Here is a 15003-nt window from a genome sequence, read left to right on the forward strand (position 1 = left end):
AACCGACACCGCCGGCGGATCAGCACCGCTCGGGACGAACAGAAATTAAGTGCCATCGCCCGTAAGCTGCCGGGCCATCGAATCATGATCAGAAGCGACAAACTCACCGCCCGCAATTTCCCCTCCGCGCAGGAGGAGGCCGCGCAACAAGCGGCCTTCGACGCCGCGTTCGACGCCAATCCCCCCAGCGCCTACCAACTGGCGTTCACCGACACCGACTTCCTGCTCCGTCCCGAGCTGCGACCGGTGCGCATGCAGCTCGAGCTGCTGAAACCGGAGCTGATCCAGCAGGAGCTGGACATCCAGTCGACGGTGGTGATCTTCGGCAGCGCCCGGATCGCGGACCGCGAATCGGCGCAGGCGGCGGTCGACGCGGCGCGCGCGGCCAACGACGCGGCGGCGCTGCAGCGCGCCGAGCGGCGCCTGGTGATGAGCGGCTACTACGAGGAGGCGCGCCGTTTCGCGCACCTGGTGACCCAGCACACCAAGGACTTCCCGCATCCGCTGTACGTCGTCACCGGCGGCGGCCCCGGGATCATGGAGGCGGGCAACCGCGGCGCGCATGAGGCCGGCGGCCGCAGCATCGGGCTGAACATCGTGCTGCCGCACGAGCAGCGCCCCAACCAGTACATCACCCCCGAGCTCTGCTTCCGCTTCCACTACTTCGGGCTGCGCAAGATGCACTTCCTGATCCGGTCGGTGGCGCTGGCGGCGTTCCCGGGCGGCTACGGCACGCTGGACGAGCTCTTCGAGACGCTGACGCTGATCCAGACCGGCAAGTGCCGGCGGCGTCCGATCCTGCTGTTCGGACGCGACTTCTGGTCGCGCCTGATCGACTTCGAGCTGCTGATCGACACCGGCATGATCAGCCCGGGCGACGAGCAGCTCTTCCATTACGTGGAGACCGCCGACGAGGCCTGGGCCCTGCTGATGAAGGAATACGACATCGGCTCGGCCACCAACGGCGCCTCGGCCGACGTCCCCTGAGACCGCCCCGGCCGGGGCATCGAGCAAGCAAGAGAGAGGTTGGACATGAGCGCAGCACGACACGTGAGCCTGATCGGCGCCCCCACCGACGTGGGGGCCGGCGCCCGGGGCGCCAGCATGGGACCGGAGGCCCTGCGGGTGGCGGGCCTGGCCGAGGCGCTGCGGGCGCACGGCGTCGAGGTCAAGGACTGCGGCAACCTCGCCGGTCCGTCCAATCCCTGGCTGCCGCCGGCGGATGGCTACCGCCACCTGGACGAGGTCACCGCCTGGAACCGCGCGGTGCATGACGCGGTCTACGCCGAGCTGGGCGGCGGCCGCATGCCGATCCTGCTCGGCGGCGACCACTGCCTGGGGCTGGGCTCGATCGCGGCGGTCGCGCACCACTGCCGCGACACCGGCAAGAAGCTGCGCGTGCTGTGGCTGGACGCGCATGCGGACTTCAACACCAGCAAGCTCACGCCCAGCGGCAACATCCACGGCATGCCGGTCGCCTGCCTGTGCGGGTATGGCCCGCAAGAGCTGATCGAGATCGGCGGCCGCGTTCCCGCGATCGATCCGAAGTGGATCCGCCAGATCGGCATCCGCAGCGTCGACGAGGGCGAGAAGCGCTTCGTCCACGAAGTCGGCCTGGAAGTCTTCGACATGCGCTACATCGACGAGATGGGCATGCGCCACACGATGGAGCTGGCGCTGGCGACGATGGATGCCAACACCCACCTGCATGTCAGCTTCGACGTCGACTTCCTGGACCCGGACGTCGCGCCGGGCGTGGGCACGACGATCCCGGGCGGCCCGACCTACCGCGAAGCGCAGCTGTGCATGGAGATGATCGCGGACACGGGCCGGCTGGCCTCGCTGGACGTCATGGAGCTGAATCCGGCGCTGGACGTCCGCAACAAGACGGCGCTGGTGGCCGTCGACCTGATCGAATCGCTCTTCGGCAAGAGCACGCTGATGCGCAAGTGACGGCTGCGGACATCAGCGGCTGAGTTCCGCCAGCTTCACCAGCGTCTGCAGCACGCGGTTGGCGGGCGTCGGGATGCCGAGCGCCTCGCCGCGGCGGACCAGGAAGCCGTTCAGGTGGTCGATCTCGGTCCGCTTGCCGCGGCTCAGGTCCTGCGCGGTCGACGAGAGCTGTCCCGGCATCGTGTCCGCGATCTTGCGCACGGCCTGGCGCACGTCCCCCACCACGGACACCCCGTCCGCCGCCGCCACCGCGAGGCCCTCGTCCACGAGCTGATCCATCACCGTCCAGACGCCCTCGCCCTTCACCAGCTCGCCATAGGGCTGCTGCGTCAGCGCCGACAGCGCGTTGTAGGCGCAGTTGATCAGCAGCTTGGACCACAGCGCGCCACGCACGTTGTCCGAGATCTCCGTCGGCACGCCGGCCGCGATCATTGCCTGCGCGGCGCGCTGGGCGCCGGCCGCGGGCTCGATGACCAGCTCGCCGCGGCCGTGATGCTTCACGTGGCCGGGTCCGGCCATCTCCGTCGCGACGTACACCACCGCCGCCGATACCGGCTGCGGCACGGTCTCGCGCAGCCGCTCGGCGTTGTCGACGCCGTTCTGCATCGACAGCAGCAGCGTGTCCGCGCCGAGGTGCGGCGACAGCGCCTGCGCCGCGGACACCGTGTCGGTCGACTTCACGCAGAACAGCACCAGCTGCGCGCCGCGGGCGGCGGAGGGCTCGGTGTCGGCGCGCAGGCGGACCTGCTCGTCGAACATCCGCGTCTCCATGCGCAGGCCGTGATCGCGGACCGCCTCGACATGGAGCGGGCGCCCGATCAGGGTCACGTCATGCCCGGCGCGCGCCAGCATGCCGCCGAAGAAGCAGCCCACCGCGCCGGCGCCCATCACGGCGACCTGCAGCGGCACTTGCGGCGGCACCTGCAGCGGCACTTGCGCGTTGGGGACATCGACTGCGGTCATGGGAGCCTCCTTGTCATCGCGGGGGGAGCCGGGCGCCTCGCCGGGCGATCCCCATTCAAGCACAGACGATCCAGCCTTCGAGCGGATCCATGGCGGCGGGCTGGCCGTAGTCCGCCCGCGCGTCAGCCCAGGCCGCCTGCATCAGGCACAGCACCGCGTCGAGCTTGTCACCGCTGCCGTCGTCGGCGAGCTCGTCACGCTGCGCATGGCTCAGCTTGAGCCGCAGGCCCAGCCGTGTGCGGCCCTGCTCCAGCGCGTCGATCAGGTCCTTGCGCGCGATCAGCCGCTCGGGCGTCTGCCGGGCGCGGTCGTCGCTCTTGTAGCTGCGCTGGCCGATCAGCTCGCGCGCCAGCAGCCCGGGATAGGCCTCCAGCGCCACGCGCGACGGATCGCCCGCATGCAGCCCCGGCAGATGCACGCCCGCGGCCATCAGCCGGGGCACGCCCGCGTGCAGCATGTAGGCCACCGGCGGATTCACCCACTTCATGCTCGGCGACGAGCCGGCCGGGCCATCGCAGGCGCGGTGCGCGAACTTGCGGCCGGCCGGCCGCGCATCGCAGAAGGCGGCGAAGGTGTCGCGGATCTGCGCGCGCGACAGGCTTGCGTAATGCTCGATCAGCGGCGCCCACTCGGTGGGCCAGCCCAGCGTCTCGACCAGCTCGCGCGGCAGCCCGAAGGGCAGGTCGAAGCCGCCCAGCCACGGGCCCGGCGCGGCCAGCCAGGCCGCGAAGGCGTCCAGCGACAGGAGCGCCTCCTGGCGTTCGAGCTTCACCACCGCGCCGCGGCGATGGCCCAAGGCCAGCCGGATCGGCTTGCGGGCGGTCGGCGCGCTGGTGAAGTCCACGCCGACCAGCGTCCGGTGGCTTTCGCCGGATTCCATGCGGGCCGAGGGCGCGGCGGGGGCTTTCGAGGCGGTCGACATGGCCGCGACTGTATCCATCCGCCACGCGCCACGCGGCAGCCGGCGTCCGGCGGCCGCCCGCGCGGGGACGCGCTTCAGCGCTCGACGGTGATCCGGTATTCGCCAGGACGGCCGGTGGCCTCGAACACCTTGCCGAGGAAGCCGGGGAACTGCGACAGCACGGCATCGTTGCCGCGCGCGAGGCCGTCGAAGCGCAGTTGCCCCTGCTGCCATCGGCCCTTGCCCGTCAAGGCGATGGGCCCCTCGCCGCTGCTCAGCTCGAAGTCCACGCGGCCACCGTCTCCGGCGAGGGCGAGCTGGTAGTCGCCGAGGGCGCCGTTCTCGATGCGCCGCGTGGCGGCGCCCGACCAGGCGAGCTGCGCGCGGCCGGCGCAACGTCCCAGCCAGTCGCAGCGCCCGTCGGCGGCCGCGAGCGCCAGTTGCCCTTCCCACTGGCCGCGTCCCAGCGCGCCGGGCAGCAGGGCCAAGGTCTCGGCGGCTGGCAGGCGCCAGTCGGCCACGCTCGCGCCGACGCCCGTCACCTCCACGCGCAGGCGGCCCAGCGGACGGCCCTCGAAGGCCAGCGCGATCTCCAGCGCCCCCTCCCGGATGCCCGCGAGCCGCCAGCCCACTTGCCCCAGCGGCAGCGCGCCATGGCCGGCCGCGGCATCGGCCAGGATCACGCCCTCGCCGTTCCAGGCGCTGCCGCGCGCGTCGGCGATGCGCACCCGCCCGTCGCTGGCCTGGCGCATGCCCAGGTCCAGCAGCGCCGCCGGCGCCTGGCACACGGCCACCAGCAGCGCGCCGCACAGCGCCGCCAGCGCGATCGCGATCCGCTTCATGGCGTCCCCTCGCGCGGCACCAGGTCGACGTCGAGCTTGACCATGCCAGGCGCCTCGCCCGCCTCGATCAGCACATGCCGCACCACCAGTCCCAGCTCCAGTTGGGCGGCGGCCAGCCAGGCGGTCGCGCGCTCGAACGGCATCTGCCCGCTCAGGCGCACGCCGCGTCCATCGGCCTGCGGCTGCAGCAGCGCCGCCGGCAGGCCCTGCCGCTGCAGCAGGTTGGCGGCGGCGCTCTGCAACGCGCCGGCGCCCAGGCGCTGCAGCGGTGGCTGGGCCTTCAGGCGCAGCAGCTCCTCGCTGCGCGTCTGCATGCGCCACAGCTCGCGCTGCTCCTGGTCGCGCAGCCGCTCGGCGCGTTCATGCGCCGTGGCCATCGCGCCAAGCCCCCAATACACGCAGGCGGCGCCGCACAGGGCGGCCCCCGCCGTCAGCAGCGCGCGTTCCCGCGGCAGGCGGGCCTGCCACCAGCCGCGCGCCTGCATCCGCCAGTGCTTCATGGTTCTCCTCCAAATCGCAGCGCGGTGGACACCTGCCCCTGCGCCAGCGGCCGGCTCACGCTCTCGTAGCCCGAGGCCGCCAGGCGCGCCTCGGCCCGCGAGGCCTCCTCCTCATTGCCCTGCCAGTCCACGCTGAGCCGGTCCTCGGCGAACTCGACCTTGCGCCAGGGCCTCGTGGGCAGCGTGCGCGCCAGCGCCGACAGCATCGGCAGGAACTCGTCGGCGCCGGGTTCGCCGACACGCGCGCGCGCCGCCGCCCAGACCGCGCGCAGGTCCTGCCCCGGCCGCCGCGACGCCGGCGCGTCCGTCACGCCGCGCAGCACGGCCAGCTGCTGCTCGCGCAACTGGCCGATGCGCCAGCTCGCCGCGGCCCAGCCGGCCGCGTCCAGGCCCAGTTGGCCCAGCAGCGCGAACGCGAGCAGGGCCGCCGCCAGGCGCAGGCGCGGCGCCGACATCCAGTCGCGGCGCGGCGCCAGCTCGCCCGTCAGCAGGTTCACGCCGGGCGTGGCGCAATGCAGCCGCCAGTCGTCGGGCGCTGCCGGCCGCACCGGCAGCGCCAGCGCCTCGCTCCAGGCGGCGGCCAGTTCGGGCGTGGCGCCGGACACCCACAGCACGGCCGGCGGCGGCCCTTCCGCCAGCGCCAGCCGCAGCAGCAGCGGCGGCTGTGCGTCCTGGGCGTCGTCGAGCGCCAGCCCGCGCCGGCCGTCGTGCAGCCACGCGCCGTGCGGCGCGCGATGCACCCGCCAGCCGCCTTCGGGCGGCGGCAGCTTGTCGGCTTCGCATTCGACGCGCGCCAGCGGCCGCTTCAGTTCGCCGAAGCAGGCGGCCAGCGTCTTCAGGCGCTCCGTCTGCACGACCGCGCACCACGTGGCGCCGCCCTCCTGCCGCAGCGGCACCACCGTCTGCTGCTCCAGCGGCGCGGCGAGCTGCTCCTCGATCGCCATGGCCAGCGGCCCGGCGTCGTTCCAGCGCACGCCGGGCGGCAGCGCCGCCATCGCGTGGCGCACCTGATCCATCGACAGGACGGCGACATGGCGGTCCGCTGGCGGCCAGTCGGCCGGCGCGCCGGTGCCGTCATGGACGGTCCTGCCGTCCATCAGCCGCCAGGCGCAGACCGTGCCCTGCCGCGGCCAGTCCGCATCGAGATAGACGAAGAGTGTGGCGCTCATGGGGTCCTCATCCAGACAATCGACGGCCACGCGCCCGGCTGGCGCTGCAGCAGCGCCGACAAGGCGGCGCGTCCGCGGCCGAATTTCGCGAAGGTGTCGACACGGAAAAAGCGGCTTCGCACCGCCAGCGCGTCGGGGTTGACCCGGCCTTGCGCGGCTTCGGGCAGCCGGGTGATGAAAGCGCCGACGTTGATGAAGGGCTCGACGGCGCGGCGGGCGGTCACGGCGCGCGCGTCGCCCGGTGTCAGCCCCGGCACCATCGCGGCCAGCACCTCGGCGGAAGCTGTGTTGACGTTCACCGCGGTGCGCGCCTCCGGCAGCACCGTGACGAAGGCGCGCAGCCGCTCGAGCACCGGCCCCGAGTAGCCCGGCACGCCGTCCAGGCTGCCCGTTCCGGAGAGCACCAGCCGCGGCGTCGCCGACGGCGACAGCCGCGCGCGCAAGGCCGCCGCCAGCGCGGGCGGCAGGCCCAGCGCCTCCAGCAGCCGCGCATAGGCCTGCCAGGCCGCATCGTCGTCCGCGCCCTCGCGCGGAAGCGAGGCCAGGTTGAAGCGGGCCTGCTCGTCGAACATCTGCCCGCCGACCTCGCCGCCCGCCACCGGGATCTGCGGCACCCGGGTGGCCCAGGGCTCGCCGAGGTAGTCGACCGACACCTGGTTGCGATCGCGCTCCCACAGCACCGAGCGGCCCCAGTCCACGCCGCCCAGCGCCAGGCGCTGGGCCTGGCGCGCGTCGTGCAGGACCTCGACCTGCGTCAGCCACAGATCGACCCGCCACAGCACCGCGCTGGCCAGGATCGCGCACAGGGCGGTGACCAGCAGGGCCAGCAGCAGGGCCACGCCACGATCGCGCGGGAGTCGGTGAACGCGGTTCATGGCAAGGCGAAGGTCCGTTGCAGCTGCGTGCCCTCCCGCAGCGTCAGCGAGACGATGACCGCCAGCGGGCGGCTGTCCTTCACGCCTTCCGCAGGCCAATCGGCGTGGCGTCCGCCGGCGCTGTCCAGCAGTTGCAGCCGCAGCCCGGCGACGCCCTCCAGCAGCACGGCCGGCTCCGGCGCGCCGCCCTCGATCGCCGCGGTGGCGCGGCGCAGCCGGCCGTCCTGCAGGTCGTAGGCCAGGCGCAGCAGACGGCCGTCCTGGCCCCACCGCGTCCAGCGCAAGCGCTCGCCGGTGCCGCGCCACGGCGTCGCGTCGGCGTCGCCGGGAAGGCCCTGCGCCGCGAAGGCCACGTCCTCGGACAGCCGGCCGAAGGCGAAGGCGATGTCGCGCCAGCGCTGCTGCTCCGCGGCCACCTGGTCGCGCGCGCGCAGCATCTGCGACAGGCCGCGCTCGGCCATCAGCCCGACCAGCGCCATCAGCACCATCGCGATCATGACCTCGATCAGGCTGAGGCCCGAGGCGGCGCGGCGCGGGCTCATGAGGGCGCTCCCCCGCGCGGAGCATCCGGACGGCCGGCGTTCATCAGGTAGCCGCTGACCAGGGCCACGTCGTGCCCCGGCGCGGCAGCCAGCTGCACATGCACGTCGACACGGCGCGCCAGCGGGCTGGGCGTGGCGCTCACCTCCTCGACGACGACGAAGTCCAGGCCGCCCTGCCGGACCGGCTCCGCGGACTGCCGGCCGGTGTCGATCCAGTCGGCGCGCGCCCGATGCCATTCCAGCCGGTCCTGCGCGACCCATTCGGCGCACAGCCGCGTCCGCAGCGCCGCGGCGTTGTCGACGGTCACGCCGGTGGCGCGCACCGCCGCCATCAGCGCGATGCTCAGCACCAGCAGCGCCACCAGCACTTCGATCAGGGTCATGCCGCGCGCGTCAGGGTGCATGGCCGTCGAGCGTGTACTGCGTCACCGCGCCGGAGGGCGTGGACTGCAACTGCACCAGCTGGCCGCCGGTCCGCAGCCGGAGCCGGAACAGCGGCGGCGCGCTGCCCGCGAAGGACAGCCGCGGCTGGCCGCGCTGCGCCTGGCTGTCCTGCCAGGCGGCCTCGATCCGCACCGCGTCGGGCAGCGACCGCGCGCGCAGCGGGCCGTCGGCCTCGGTCAACGACCACACGCCCTCGTCGCCGCGGCGCTCGAAGTGATAGGCATCGCCGCTGGACACGAAGACCAGCTGCTGGCCGCCCAGCATGCTTTCGAAGACGGCCTGCTCGAGCGCCAGACGCAGCTGCTCGACCGCGTCATCGCGCCGGGCCGCGCCCACCCAGCCCAGCGACGGCGCGGCCGCCACCGCGGCGATGCCCAGGATCACCAGCACCAGCAGGATCTCCAGCAGGGTGAAGCCGCCGGCGTGGCGGGTCGGGGATGGCATCCGCATCGGCCGCCTCAATGCAGCAGCTGGTTGATGTCGAACACCGGCTGCAGGATGGCCAGCACGATCGCCAGCACCATGCCGCCCATCAGCAGGATCATCGCGGGCTCCAGCAGCCGGGTCAGCACCGCCACGTCGTGCGCCAGCGTCATCTGCTCCAGCCGGGCCGCCTGGGCCAGCATCTCGGGCAGCTGGCCGCTCTGCTCGCCGCTGGCGATCAACTGCACCAGCAGCGGCGGGAAGCCCTTGTCGCGCTTGAGCGAACGGCTCAGCGCCTTGCCCGCGCTGACCTCGCGCAGCGCGTGGTCCACGATGTCCTTCAGCGGCAGGCGCTGGACCAGCGCCTTGCCGGCCTCCAGCGCGACCAGCAGCGGCACGCCGCTGCGCACCAGGATGGCCAGCGTGCTGGCGAAGCGCGCGGTGTCGGCCGAGCACAGCAGCTTGCCGATCACCGGCAGCGCCAGCAGCCGCACCTCGACGCGGCGCCGGAACGCGTCGCCGCGCCAGGCCCGCCGCCACCAGGCGGCTGCCAGCGCGATCACCGCCAGCAGCGGCAGCCCCGCGACCTTGACGCCGTGGCTGAGCCCGATCAGCGCGCGCGTCATCAGCGGCAAGGCCTGGCGCTGGTGCTCGAACACGCCCACCACCTGCGGCACGACGTAGACGAGCAAGGCCGCCACGACCGCGATGGCCACGGTGATCATCATGGCCGGATAGATCAGCGCCTCCATCGTCTTGCGCCGCAGCGCGTCGCTGTCGGCCAGGTAGTCGGCCAGGCGGGACAGCACCTCGGCGAGCTCGCCCGCCGCCTCGCCGGCCCGCACCAGCGCCACGTACAGCGGCGGGAAGCTGCGCGGATGCAGCGCCAGCGCCGCGGCCAGCGCGCGCCCCGCGCGGACCTCGGCGCGCACGTCGGACAGGACGTCGCGCTGCGCCGGCGTCTCCGCCTGGTTGGCCAGCGCCACCAGCGCTGCATCGACGTTCAGGCCCGCCTTGAGCAGCGAGGCCCATTGCTGCGTGAGCAGGTACAGCGCGCGCGCGTTGAGCCGGCCGCGATGGCGGCGGGCCGCGCCCGCGCCGCTCACCTCCTCCACCGCCAGCGGCAGCAGCCCGCGCTCGCGCAGCAGGCCGCGCAGATGGCGCGCGGAATCGGCCTCCTGCAGCCCGTTGCTGACGGTGCCGGCCGCGTCCGCGGCGCGATAGCGGAAGGTGCTCATCGATCGCCCGTCACGCGCAGCAGTTCGTCGCGCGAGGTCATGCCCTCCCGCACCCAGCGCCAGCCGTCCTCGCGCAGCAGCCGCAAGCCGCCGCGCTCGCGGGCCGCGTCGCGGATGCGGTGCTCGCCGGCCCGTTCATGGACCAGGCGGCGCAGCGGGTCGTCGACCTCGAGCCATTCGAAGACCCCGAGGCGGCCGCGATAGCCGCTGTGGCCGCAGCGCTCGCAGCCGGTGGCGCGCCACGCGGGGCCGTCCGCGTGGAGGTCCGCGTGGAGGTCCGCGTGCACGTCCGCGTGCACATCCGAGGACGGGCCGCCCCCGGCGCGCGGCGCCAGCGGATCGGGCTGGCGGCAGGCGGGGCACAGGCAGCGCACCAGGCGCTGCGCCAGCACGCCGGTCAGGCTGGAGGCCAGCAGGAAGGGCTCGACGCCCATGTCGACCAGGCGCGTGATCGCGCTGACCGAATCGTTGGTGTGGATGGTGGCCAGCACCAGGTGGCCGGTCAGGCTGGCCTGGATGGCGATCTGGGCGGTCTCCAGGTCGCGGATCTCGCCGATCATGACGACGTCCGGGTCCTGCCGCAGCAGCGCCCGCAGCGCGCGCGCGAAGGTCATGTCGATGCGCGGATTGACCTGCACCTGGCCGATGCCGGCCAGGTCGTATTCGACGGGATCCTCGACCGTCATGATGTTGCGCTCGCGCGCGTTCAGCCGCATCAGCGCGCCGTACAGCGTGGTGGTCTTGCCCGAGCCGGTCGGCCCCGTCACCAGCACGATGCCGTGCGGCGCGCGCAGCGCGCGGTCCATGGACGCCAGCGTGTCGGCCGCCATGCCGAGCGCGCCCAGGTCCAGCCGCGACGGATCCTTGTCGAGCAGCCGCATCACGACGCGCTCGCCATGACCGGTGGGCACGGTGGAGACGCGGATGTCGACGGCGCGGCCCGCCAGCCGGATGGCGATGCGGCCGTCCTGCGGCAGGCGCTTCTCGGCGATGTCGAGCTGGGCCAGGATCTTGATGCGCGAGGCCATCGCGGCATGCAGCGCGCGGTGCGGCGACAGCACCTCGCGCAGTTCCCCGTCGCGGCGCAGGCGCACCACGGTGCGGGCCTCCTCGGGCTCGATGTGGATGTCGGACGCGCCCTCGCGCACGGCCTCGGTCAGCAGCGCGTTGATGAGGCGGATCACCGGCGCATCGCCCTGGCTGTCGAGCAGGTCCTCGATCGGCGGCAGGTCGCTCAGCAGCTGGTCGAGGTCCACGTCCTGGCCGGCGCCGTCGACGATGGACGCGGCGCTGTCGCCGCCGTCCGCGTAGAGGCGGGTCAGCGCCTGGTCGAAGCGCTCGGCGTCGACCAGCTCGACCGGCAGCCGCGCGCCAGCGATGCGCCGCGCCTCGGCGGCCGCCTCGACGCGCGCGCCGCGGCGCACCCACAGCACGGCCGGGCCGGCGCCGCCGCCGTGCACCAGCACGCCCTGACCCCGGGCGAACGCGTAAGGCAGACGCGGCAACGAGGCGCCGGCGCCCGGGTTGACGCCCATGTCGGCGCTCATCTCGGCGCTCATCTCGGCGCTCAGGTCGGCGCTCATGGGGCGGGACTCCCTCCCGCGGGCGGCGCCGCCTGGGGCGTCAGCGGCGGCAGCACCGGCGCGGCGGCGTCGCCGGACGGGCCGTTCATGCGGCGCTGCGCGCCGGCGATGTAGTCGTAGCGCTCGGAGGACAGCTGCTGGTCGGCCTCGGCGGAGCGCAGCGTGCGCGGGCGCAGGAACACCAGCAGGTTGGTCTTGCTGCGCTGGCGCGTGGTGTAGCGGAACAGGTGGCCCACCACCGGCAGGTCGCCGATCACCGGCACCTTGCTGACGCCGTCGGACGAGGTGTCCTGGATCAGGCCGCCCAGCACCAGCAGGCCGCCGTCCTCGACCTGCACGGCGGTCTCGATGGTGCGGGTGTTGATGGTCGGGCCGGAGGGATTGGTCAGCGTGCCCGGCACCACGGTGGAGGCCTCCTGCATGATCTTCATCCGCACGGTGCCGCCTTCGGCCACCTGCGGCAGGATGCGCAGCCCCAGGCCGACCTTGCGCCGGTCGAAGGTCTGGAACGGCGTGGCCGAGCCGCTGGTCTGCGAGTAGCTGCCGGTGATGACGGGGATGTCCTGGCCGATCTGGATCTGCGCCTCCTGGTTGTCCAGGGTCATCAGCGTGGGCGTGGACAGGATGTTGGCGTTGTTGTTGCTCTCCAGGAAGCTGGCCAGCGCGAGCAGGTTGTTGATCTCCGTGCCGTTGGGCAGCGTGATGGTGCCGCGGCTGATGCCCACGTTGAGCCCGTTGCCCATCGTCAGCGGGTTCTGGGCCGTGCCGGCGATGTTGAAGCCCGACGCCGGCGCGTTGAAGTTGGCGCTGCCCACGACATGCGTGCCGGTCGCGCCGGCGGCGGCGCCGCCCAGCGTCTGCCACTGGATGCCGAACTGCGCGGCGGTGTCGCTGTTGACCTCGGCGATCAGGGCCTCGACGTAGATCTGCGTGCGCCGCAGGTCGAGCTTGGCCACGACCTTCTTCAGGCGCTGGCTGATGATGGGCGGGGCGCTGATGATCAGCGCGTTGTTGGCGGCGTCGGCCTGGATGTAGCTGCCTTGCGCGAGGCCCGCGCCCGGCTGGGCCGCGGCGAAGGAGCCGCCGGCCGGCGCGAGGGCGGACGTCCCGGCGCCGGTGTTCGCCTTCGCGCCCGCGTTCAGGCCGCCGCCAAGGCCATTGCCCACGGGCGCGCTCAAGCCGCCATTGGGCATCGAGCCGCCCTGCGCGCCCGCGCCGCCGGCGCTGGCGCCGTCGGCGGACAGCAGCGCGCGCAGCGTCTGCGCGACCTCGATGGCCACCGCGTTGCGCAGGTAGATGACCTCGATGTTGCCGCCGGCTTCCGGCTGGTCCAGTTGCTGGACCAGCTGCCGCGCGCGCTGCAGCTTGCCGGGGCTGTTGCTCTTCATCAGCAGACTGTTGCTGCGCGGCTCGGCCAGCACGGTGAAGCGCTCGCCGGTGGCCGCGCCGGAGGTACCGTTGGCGCCACTGGCGCCTTCGGCCACCAGGCTCTGCACCAGGCCGGCGAGCTCGCTGGCCGAGGCGTGGCGCAGCGGCACGATCTGCGGCTCGTCCACGCTGGGCACGTCGATCGCCTGCAGCACCTTGCCGATGCGGCGCAGGTTGTCGGAGAAATCGGTCACCACCAGCGTGTTGTTGCCGGGGTAGCCGACCGCGGTCGCGTTGGTGTTGAGCAGCGGCTTGATCGCCAGGCTCAGCGCCACCGCCGATTCGTAGCGCAGGTTGAAGACCTGCGAGGCCAGGCTGTCGCCGGCGGGCGGCTTGCTCACCACCGGGGCGCCCTGCCCGCGCGCATCGGCCTCCGGCACGATGCGCACCGTCCGGCCGTCATCGACGGCGGCGATGCCCTGCAGGCGCAGCGCGGCCACCAGGGTCGGATAGACCAGCTCCTTGGGCAGCGGCTCGGCCGACACGATGTTGACCGTGCCATGCACGCGCGGGTCGATGACGAACTGCCGGCCCGTCAGCTGCGCAGCCAGCTTGAGGATCGTCGCCACCTCGACATTGGAGAAGTTCAGGGCCACCGGCTCGTCGGCGGCCCACAGCGGGGACACGGAACACAGCAGGGCCGCGGCCAGCCAGGGGCGAAGTTTCATGTGGACATCCAGGAAGCAAGGTCGGCGAGAGGCGCGGGGCAGCGGTGCGCAATGCGGTCGGTGAAGGGGGATGGACGGTCCGTGGCGGTCAACGACCGGAGGCGGGCCGGACGTTCTCCATGTCGGATGCGCGCGGCGGTGCGCCCTCGCGCGCAGCGGCAGCTGCCGCGCCGGGCGGGCTCACGTCCCCGCGGCCCAGTCTTGGCGGCTCCTCCTGCGTCAGGGCCGGCGCCAGCGCCAGGCGCCGGGTGCCGCCCCCGCTGGCGAGCTCGATGCCATCCGTCAGGATGCGGCTCACGCGCTCGCCGCCGTCCAGCGCGTCGCCCGGCCGAACCACCGTCACGTCGCCGCCGTCGCGATCCAGCAGGGCCGTGCCGCCGCCGTCCGTGGCCGCCATCGTGGCCAGCAGCCGCCAGCTTCCGGCGGGCGACGCGGCGGGCGCTTCGGCGCCGCCCTTCCCCGCCCGGCCGGTGCCGAACGGGTGCTGGCCGTTGATCTGCGCGAGCTGCTGCGGCAACGCCGCATCCGCGGGGAATGGCGCGGTCACGGCCGGGAGGTCCGCGACCCGCCAGCCCAGGGCCGCCAGCGTCCAGAGGGCGCCGGCGGCCGCGAGACCGCAAGCCAGCGTCGTGAGCGCGGCCGCGCCGCGGCCCGTCATGAGGCGTCGAACGAACATGCGGACCCCGGCGAACGGTCAAGCCCGATCAGAGCGGGCGGGAGCTGAAATGGAAGGTGTGATACGGGCTGCCCGAGGCCGTGTTCGTGCTCCAGGCGCCGTAGGTCACGTTGCCCGTCCAGGCGTAGTGGTAATAGCAGCCGGTGCCGCAGCGGTCGCGGTGGCTATGCTCATCCATCACCCAGCCGTTCATGAAATGACCACGCTGCCAGACGCGGTGCTGGACCATGATCGGTTCCACCCACTGCCCTTGAGAAACCGAGGTCCCTTCCGTCGAGGAAATGGTATTGGAGCGGGTTTTCTGGTAGCTGAAATTGAAGGAGGCTTCCAGGCTGCCCTTCACCGTCTTGAACCAGTCGCCCGAGTTGGCGCCGGCATCGACACCGCCGCCGATGCCGATGGTGGTGGATTTGGTGGTGCTGCGCTGCACCGTATAAGAGCAGGTGCGCGATCTGTCCTGGGTATTGCAGCGGAACGACATGCCTTCGGTATGGCCCTTCCAGAACCAGTCATCCCAGCCGCCGCGCTTTTCCTGCTGGTCGACCACGTGCACCGTTCCGGCGTCGCCGGCGGCATGCGGACTGCCTTGGTCGTAATCGGTCCAATAACCGCCGGCCCAAGCCGACGACGAAGCCAGGGCCGCGCCCAGCAAAGCCGTGCGGATTGCCAGTTTCGAATTGATCATCTTCATTTCTCCAGAGAATCAACTACATTGATATTCCACCTACCGGCCGGTTCCGATCCGCGTCGACCCCGTCCGGCTCCCAACATCGCCCGAGGGGTGGACAGACCCCGGGC

The 15003-nt window shown here is 72.9% G+C and carries 16 protein-coding genes; 2 read left to right on the plus strand and 14 right to left on the minus strand.

Annotated features, from left to right (window positions below; translation table 11 throughout):
- Positions 1–84 precede the first annotated feature (84 nt).
- The gene (locus tag ACEN96_RS22910) at positions 85–987 is read left to right on the plus strand and encodes an LOG family protein (protein WP_495585334.1); all 903 of its coding nucleotides are present in this window, start codon (positions 85–87) and stop codon (positions 985–987) included.
- A gap of 45 nt (positions 988–1032) precedes the next feature.
- Positions 1033–1953 (plus strand): arginase, encoded by a 921-nt coding sequence (gene rocF, locus ACEN96_RS22915; protein WP_495585335.1) that lies wholly within the window; start codon positions 1033–1035, stop codon positions 1951–1953.
- A 12-nt stretch (positions 1954–1965) separates the two neighbouring features.
- On the opposite strand, the gene ACEN96_RS22920 is transcribed toward rocF, so the two are convergent.
- The 14 genes from ACEN96_RS22920 to ACEN96_RS22985 all read right to left on the minus strand — a co-directional run bounded on the left by ACEN96_RS22920 (position 1966) and on the right by ACEN96_RS22985 (position 14896).
- Positions 1966–2856: a ketopantoate reductase family protein gene (locus ACEN96_RS22920; RefSeq protein ID WP_495588664.1), complete on the minus strand. Its 891-nt coding sequence runs from the start codon at positions 2854–2856 to the stop codon at positions 1966–1968.
- Between the two features lie 115 nt (positions 2857–2971).
- The gene (locus tag ACEN96_RS22925) at positions 2972–3796 is read right to left on the minus strand and encodes a DUF429 domain-containing protein (protein ID WP_495588665.1); all 825 of its coding nucleotides are present in this window, start codon (positions 3794–3796) and stop codon (positions 2972–2974) included.
- A 116-nt stretch (positions 3797–3912) separates the two neighbouring features.
- Positions 3913–4659, minus strand: coding sequence for a type II secretion system protein N (gene gspN / locus ACEN96_RS22930; RefSeq protein ID WP_495585336.1), 747 nt, complete (start codon positions 4657–4659; stop codon positions 3913–3915).
- Positions 4656–5159, minus strand: a complete 504-nt coding sequence (locus tag ACEN96_RS22935) for a type II secretion system protein M (protein WP_495585337.1) — start codon at positions 5157–5159, stop codon at positions 4656–4658. Before ACEN96_RS22935 ends, gspN begins: the two co-directional genes overlap by 4 nt.
- Positions 5156–6328, minus strand: a complete 1173-nt coding sequence (gspL, locus tag ACEN96_RS22940; protein ID WP_495585338.1) for a type II secretion system protein GspL — start codon at positions 6326–6328, stop codon at positions 5156–5158. Before gspL ends, ACEN96_RS22935 begins: the two co-directional genes overlap by 4 nt.
- A complete protein-coding gene (gene gspK / locus ACEN96_RS22945; protein WP_495585339.1) occupies positions 6325–7167 on the minus strand; it encodes a type II secretion system minor pseudopilin GspK in 843 nt (280 codons plus the stop codon). Before gspK ends, gspL begins: the two co-directional genes overlap by 4 nt.
- 32 nt (positions 7168–7199) lie before the next feature.
- Positions 7200–7745, minus strand: coding sequence for a type II secretion system protein GspJ (locus ACEN96_RS22950; RefSeq protein WP_495585340.1), 546 nt, complete (start codon positions 7743–7745; stop codon positions 7200–7202).
- On the minus strand, positions 7742–8149 hold the full coding sequence (gene gspI / locus ACEN96_RS22955) for a type II secretion system minor pseudopilin GspI (RefSeq protein ID WP_495585341.1): 408 nt from the start codon (positions 8147–8149) through the stop codon (positions 7742–7744). The genes ACEN96_RS22950 and gspI overlap by 4 nt, the downstream gene beginning before the upstream one ends.
- On the minus strand, positions 8139–8639 hold the full coding sequence (locus tag ACEN96_RS22960; protein WP_495585342.1) for a prepilin-type N-terminal cleavage/methylation domain-containing protein: 501 nt from the start codon (positions 8637–8639) through the stop codon (positions 8139–8141). Before ACEN96_RS22960 ends, gspI begins: the two co-directional genes overlap by 11 nt.
- Positions 8640–8647: 8 nt before the next feature.
- Positions 8648–9850 carry a type II secretion system inner membrane protein GspF gene (gene gspF, locus ACEN96_RS22965; RefSeq protein WP_495585343.1) on the minus strand — a complete coding sequence of 401 codons (1203 nt, stop codon included), beginning with the start codon at positions 9848–9850 and terminating at the stop codon, positions 8648–8650.
- Positions 9847–11433 (minus strand): type II secretion system ATPase GspE, encoded by a 1587-nt coding sequence (gspE, locus tag ACEN96_RS22970; RefSeq protein WP_495585344.1) that lies wholly within the window; start codon positions 11431–11433, stop codon positions 9847–9849. Before gspE ends, gspF begins: the two co-directional genes overlap by 4 nt.
- On the minus strand, positions 11430–13529 hold the full coding sequence (gene gspD, locus ACEN96_RS22975) for a type II secretion system secretin GspD (RefSeq protein ID WP_495585345.1): 2100 nt from the start codon (positions 13527–13529) through the stop codon (positions 11430–11432). The genes gspE and gspD overlap by 4 nt, the downstream gene beginning before the upstream one ends.
- A gap of 88 nt (positions 13530–13617) precedes the next feature.
- Entirely contained in the window at positions 13618–14205 is a 588-nt protein-coding gene (locus tag ACEN96_RS22980) for a type II secretion system protein N (RefSeq protein ID WP_495585346.1), read from the minus strand.
- A gap of 28 nt (positions 14206–14233) precedes the next feature.
- Positions 14234–14896 (minus strand): hypothetical protein, encoded by a 663-nt coding sequence (locus tag ACEN96_RS22985; protein ID WP_495585347.1) that lies wholly within the window; start codon positions 14894–14896, stop codon positions 14234–14236.
- Positions 14897–15003: the final 107 nt, after the last annotated feature.

It is taken from the genome of Roseateles sp. Mitsp63, from assembly GCF_059491535.1.

Coding starts and splice junctions, on each gene's coding strand:
- ACEN96_RS22910 (WP_495585334.1), top strand. CDS start 85: ATGATCAGAAGCGACAAACTCACCGCCCGCAATTTCCCCTCCGCGCAG.
- rocF (WP_495585335.1), top strand. CDS start 1,033: ATGAGCGCAGCACGACACGTGAGCCTGATCGGCGCCCCCACCGACGTG.
- ACEN96_RS22925 (WP_495588665.1), bottom strand. CDS start 3,796: ATGGAATCCGGCGAAAGCCACCGGACGCTGGTCGGCGTGGACTTCACC.
- gspN (WP_495585336.1), bottom strand. CDS start 4,659: ATGAAGCGGATCGCGATCGCGCTGGCGGCGCTGTGCGGCGCGCTGCTG.
- ACEN96_RS22935 (WP_495585337.1), bottom strand. CDS start 5,159: ATGAAGCACTGGCGGATGCAGGCGCGCGGCTGGTGGCAGGCCCGCCTG.
- gspL (WP_495585338.1), bottom strand. CDS start 6,328: ATGAGCGCCACACTCTTCGTCTATCTCGATGCGGACTGGCCGCGGCAG.
- ACEN96_RS22950 (WP_495585340.1), bottom strand. CDS start 7,745: ATGAGCCCGCGCCGCGCCGCCTCGGGCCTCAGCCTGATCGAGGTCATG.
- gspI (WP_495585341.1), bottom strand. CDS start 8,149: ATGCACCCTGACGCGCGCGGCATGACCCTGATCGAAGTGCTGGTGGCG.
- ACEN96_RS22960 (WP_495585342.1), bottom strand. CDS start 8,639: ATGCGGATGCCATCCCCGACCCGCCACGCCGGCGGCTTCACCCTGCTG.
- gspF (WP_495585343.1), bottom strand. CDS start 9,850: ATGAGCACCTTCCGCTATCGCGCCGCGGACGCGGCCGGCACCGTCAGC.
- gspE (WP_495585344.1), bottom strand. CDS start 11,433: ATGAGCGCCGACCTGAGCGCCGAGATGAGCGCCGAGATGAGCGCCGAC.
- gspD (WP_495585345.1), bottom strand. CDS start 13,529: ATGAAACTTCGCCCCTGGCTGGCCGCGGCCCTGCTGTGTTCCGTGTCC.
- ACEN96_RS22980 (WP_495585346.1), bottom strand. CDS start 14,205: ATGTTCGTTCGACGCCTCATGACGGGCCGCGGCGCGGCCGCGCTCACG.
- ACEN96_RS22985 (WP_495585347.1), bottom strand. CDS start 14,896: ATGAAGATGATCAATTCGAAACTGGCAATCCGCACGGCTTTGCTGGGC.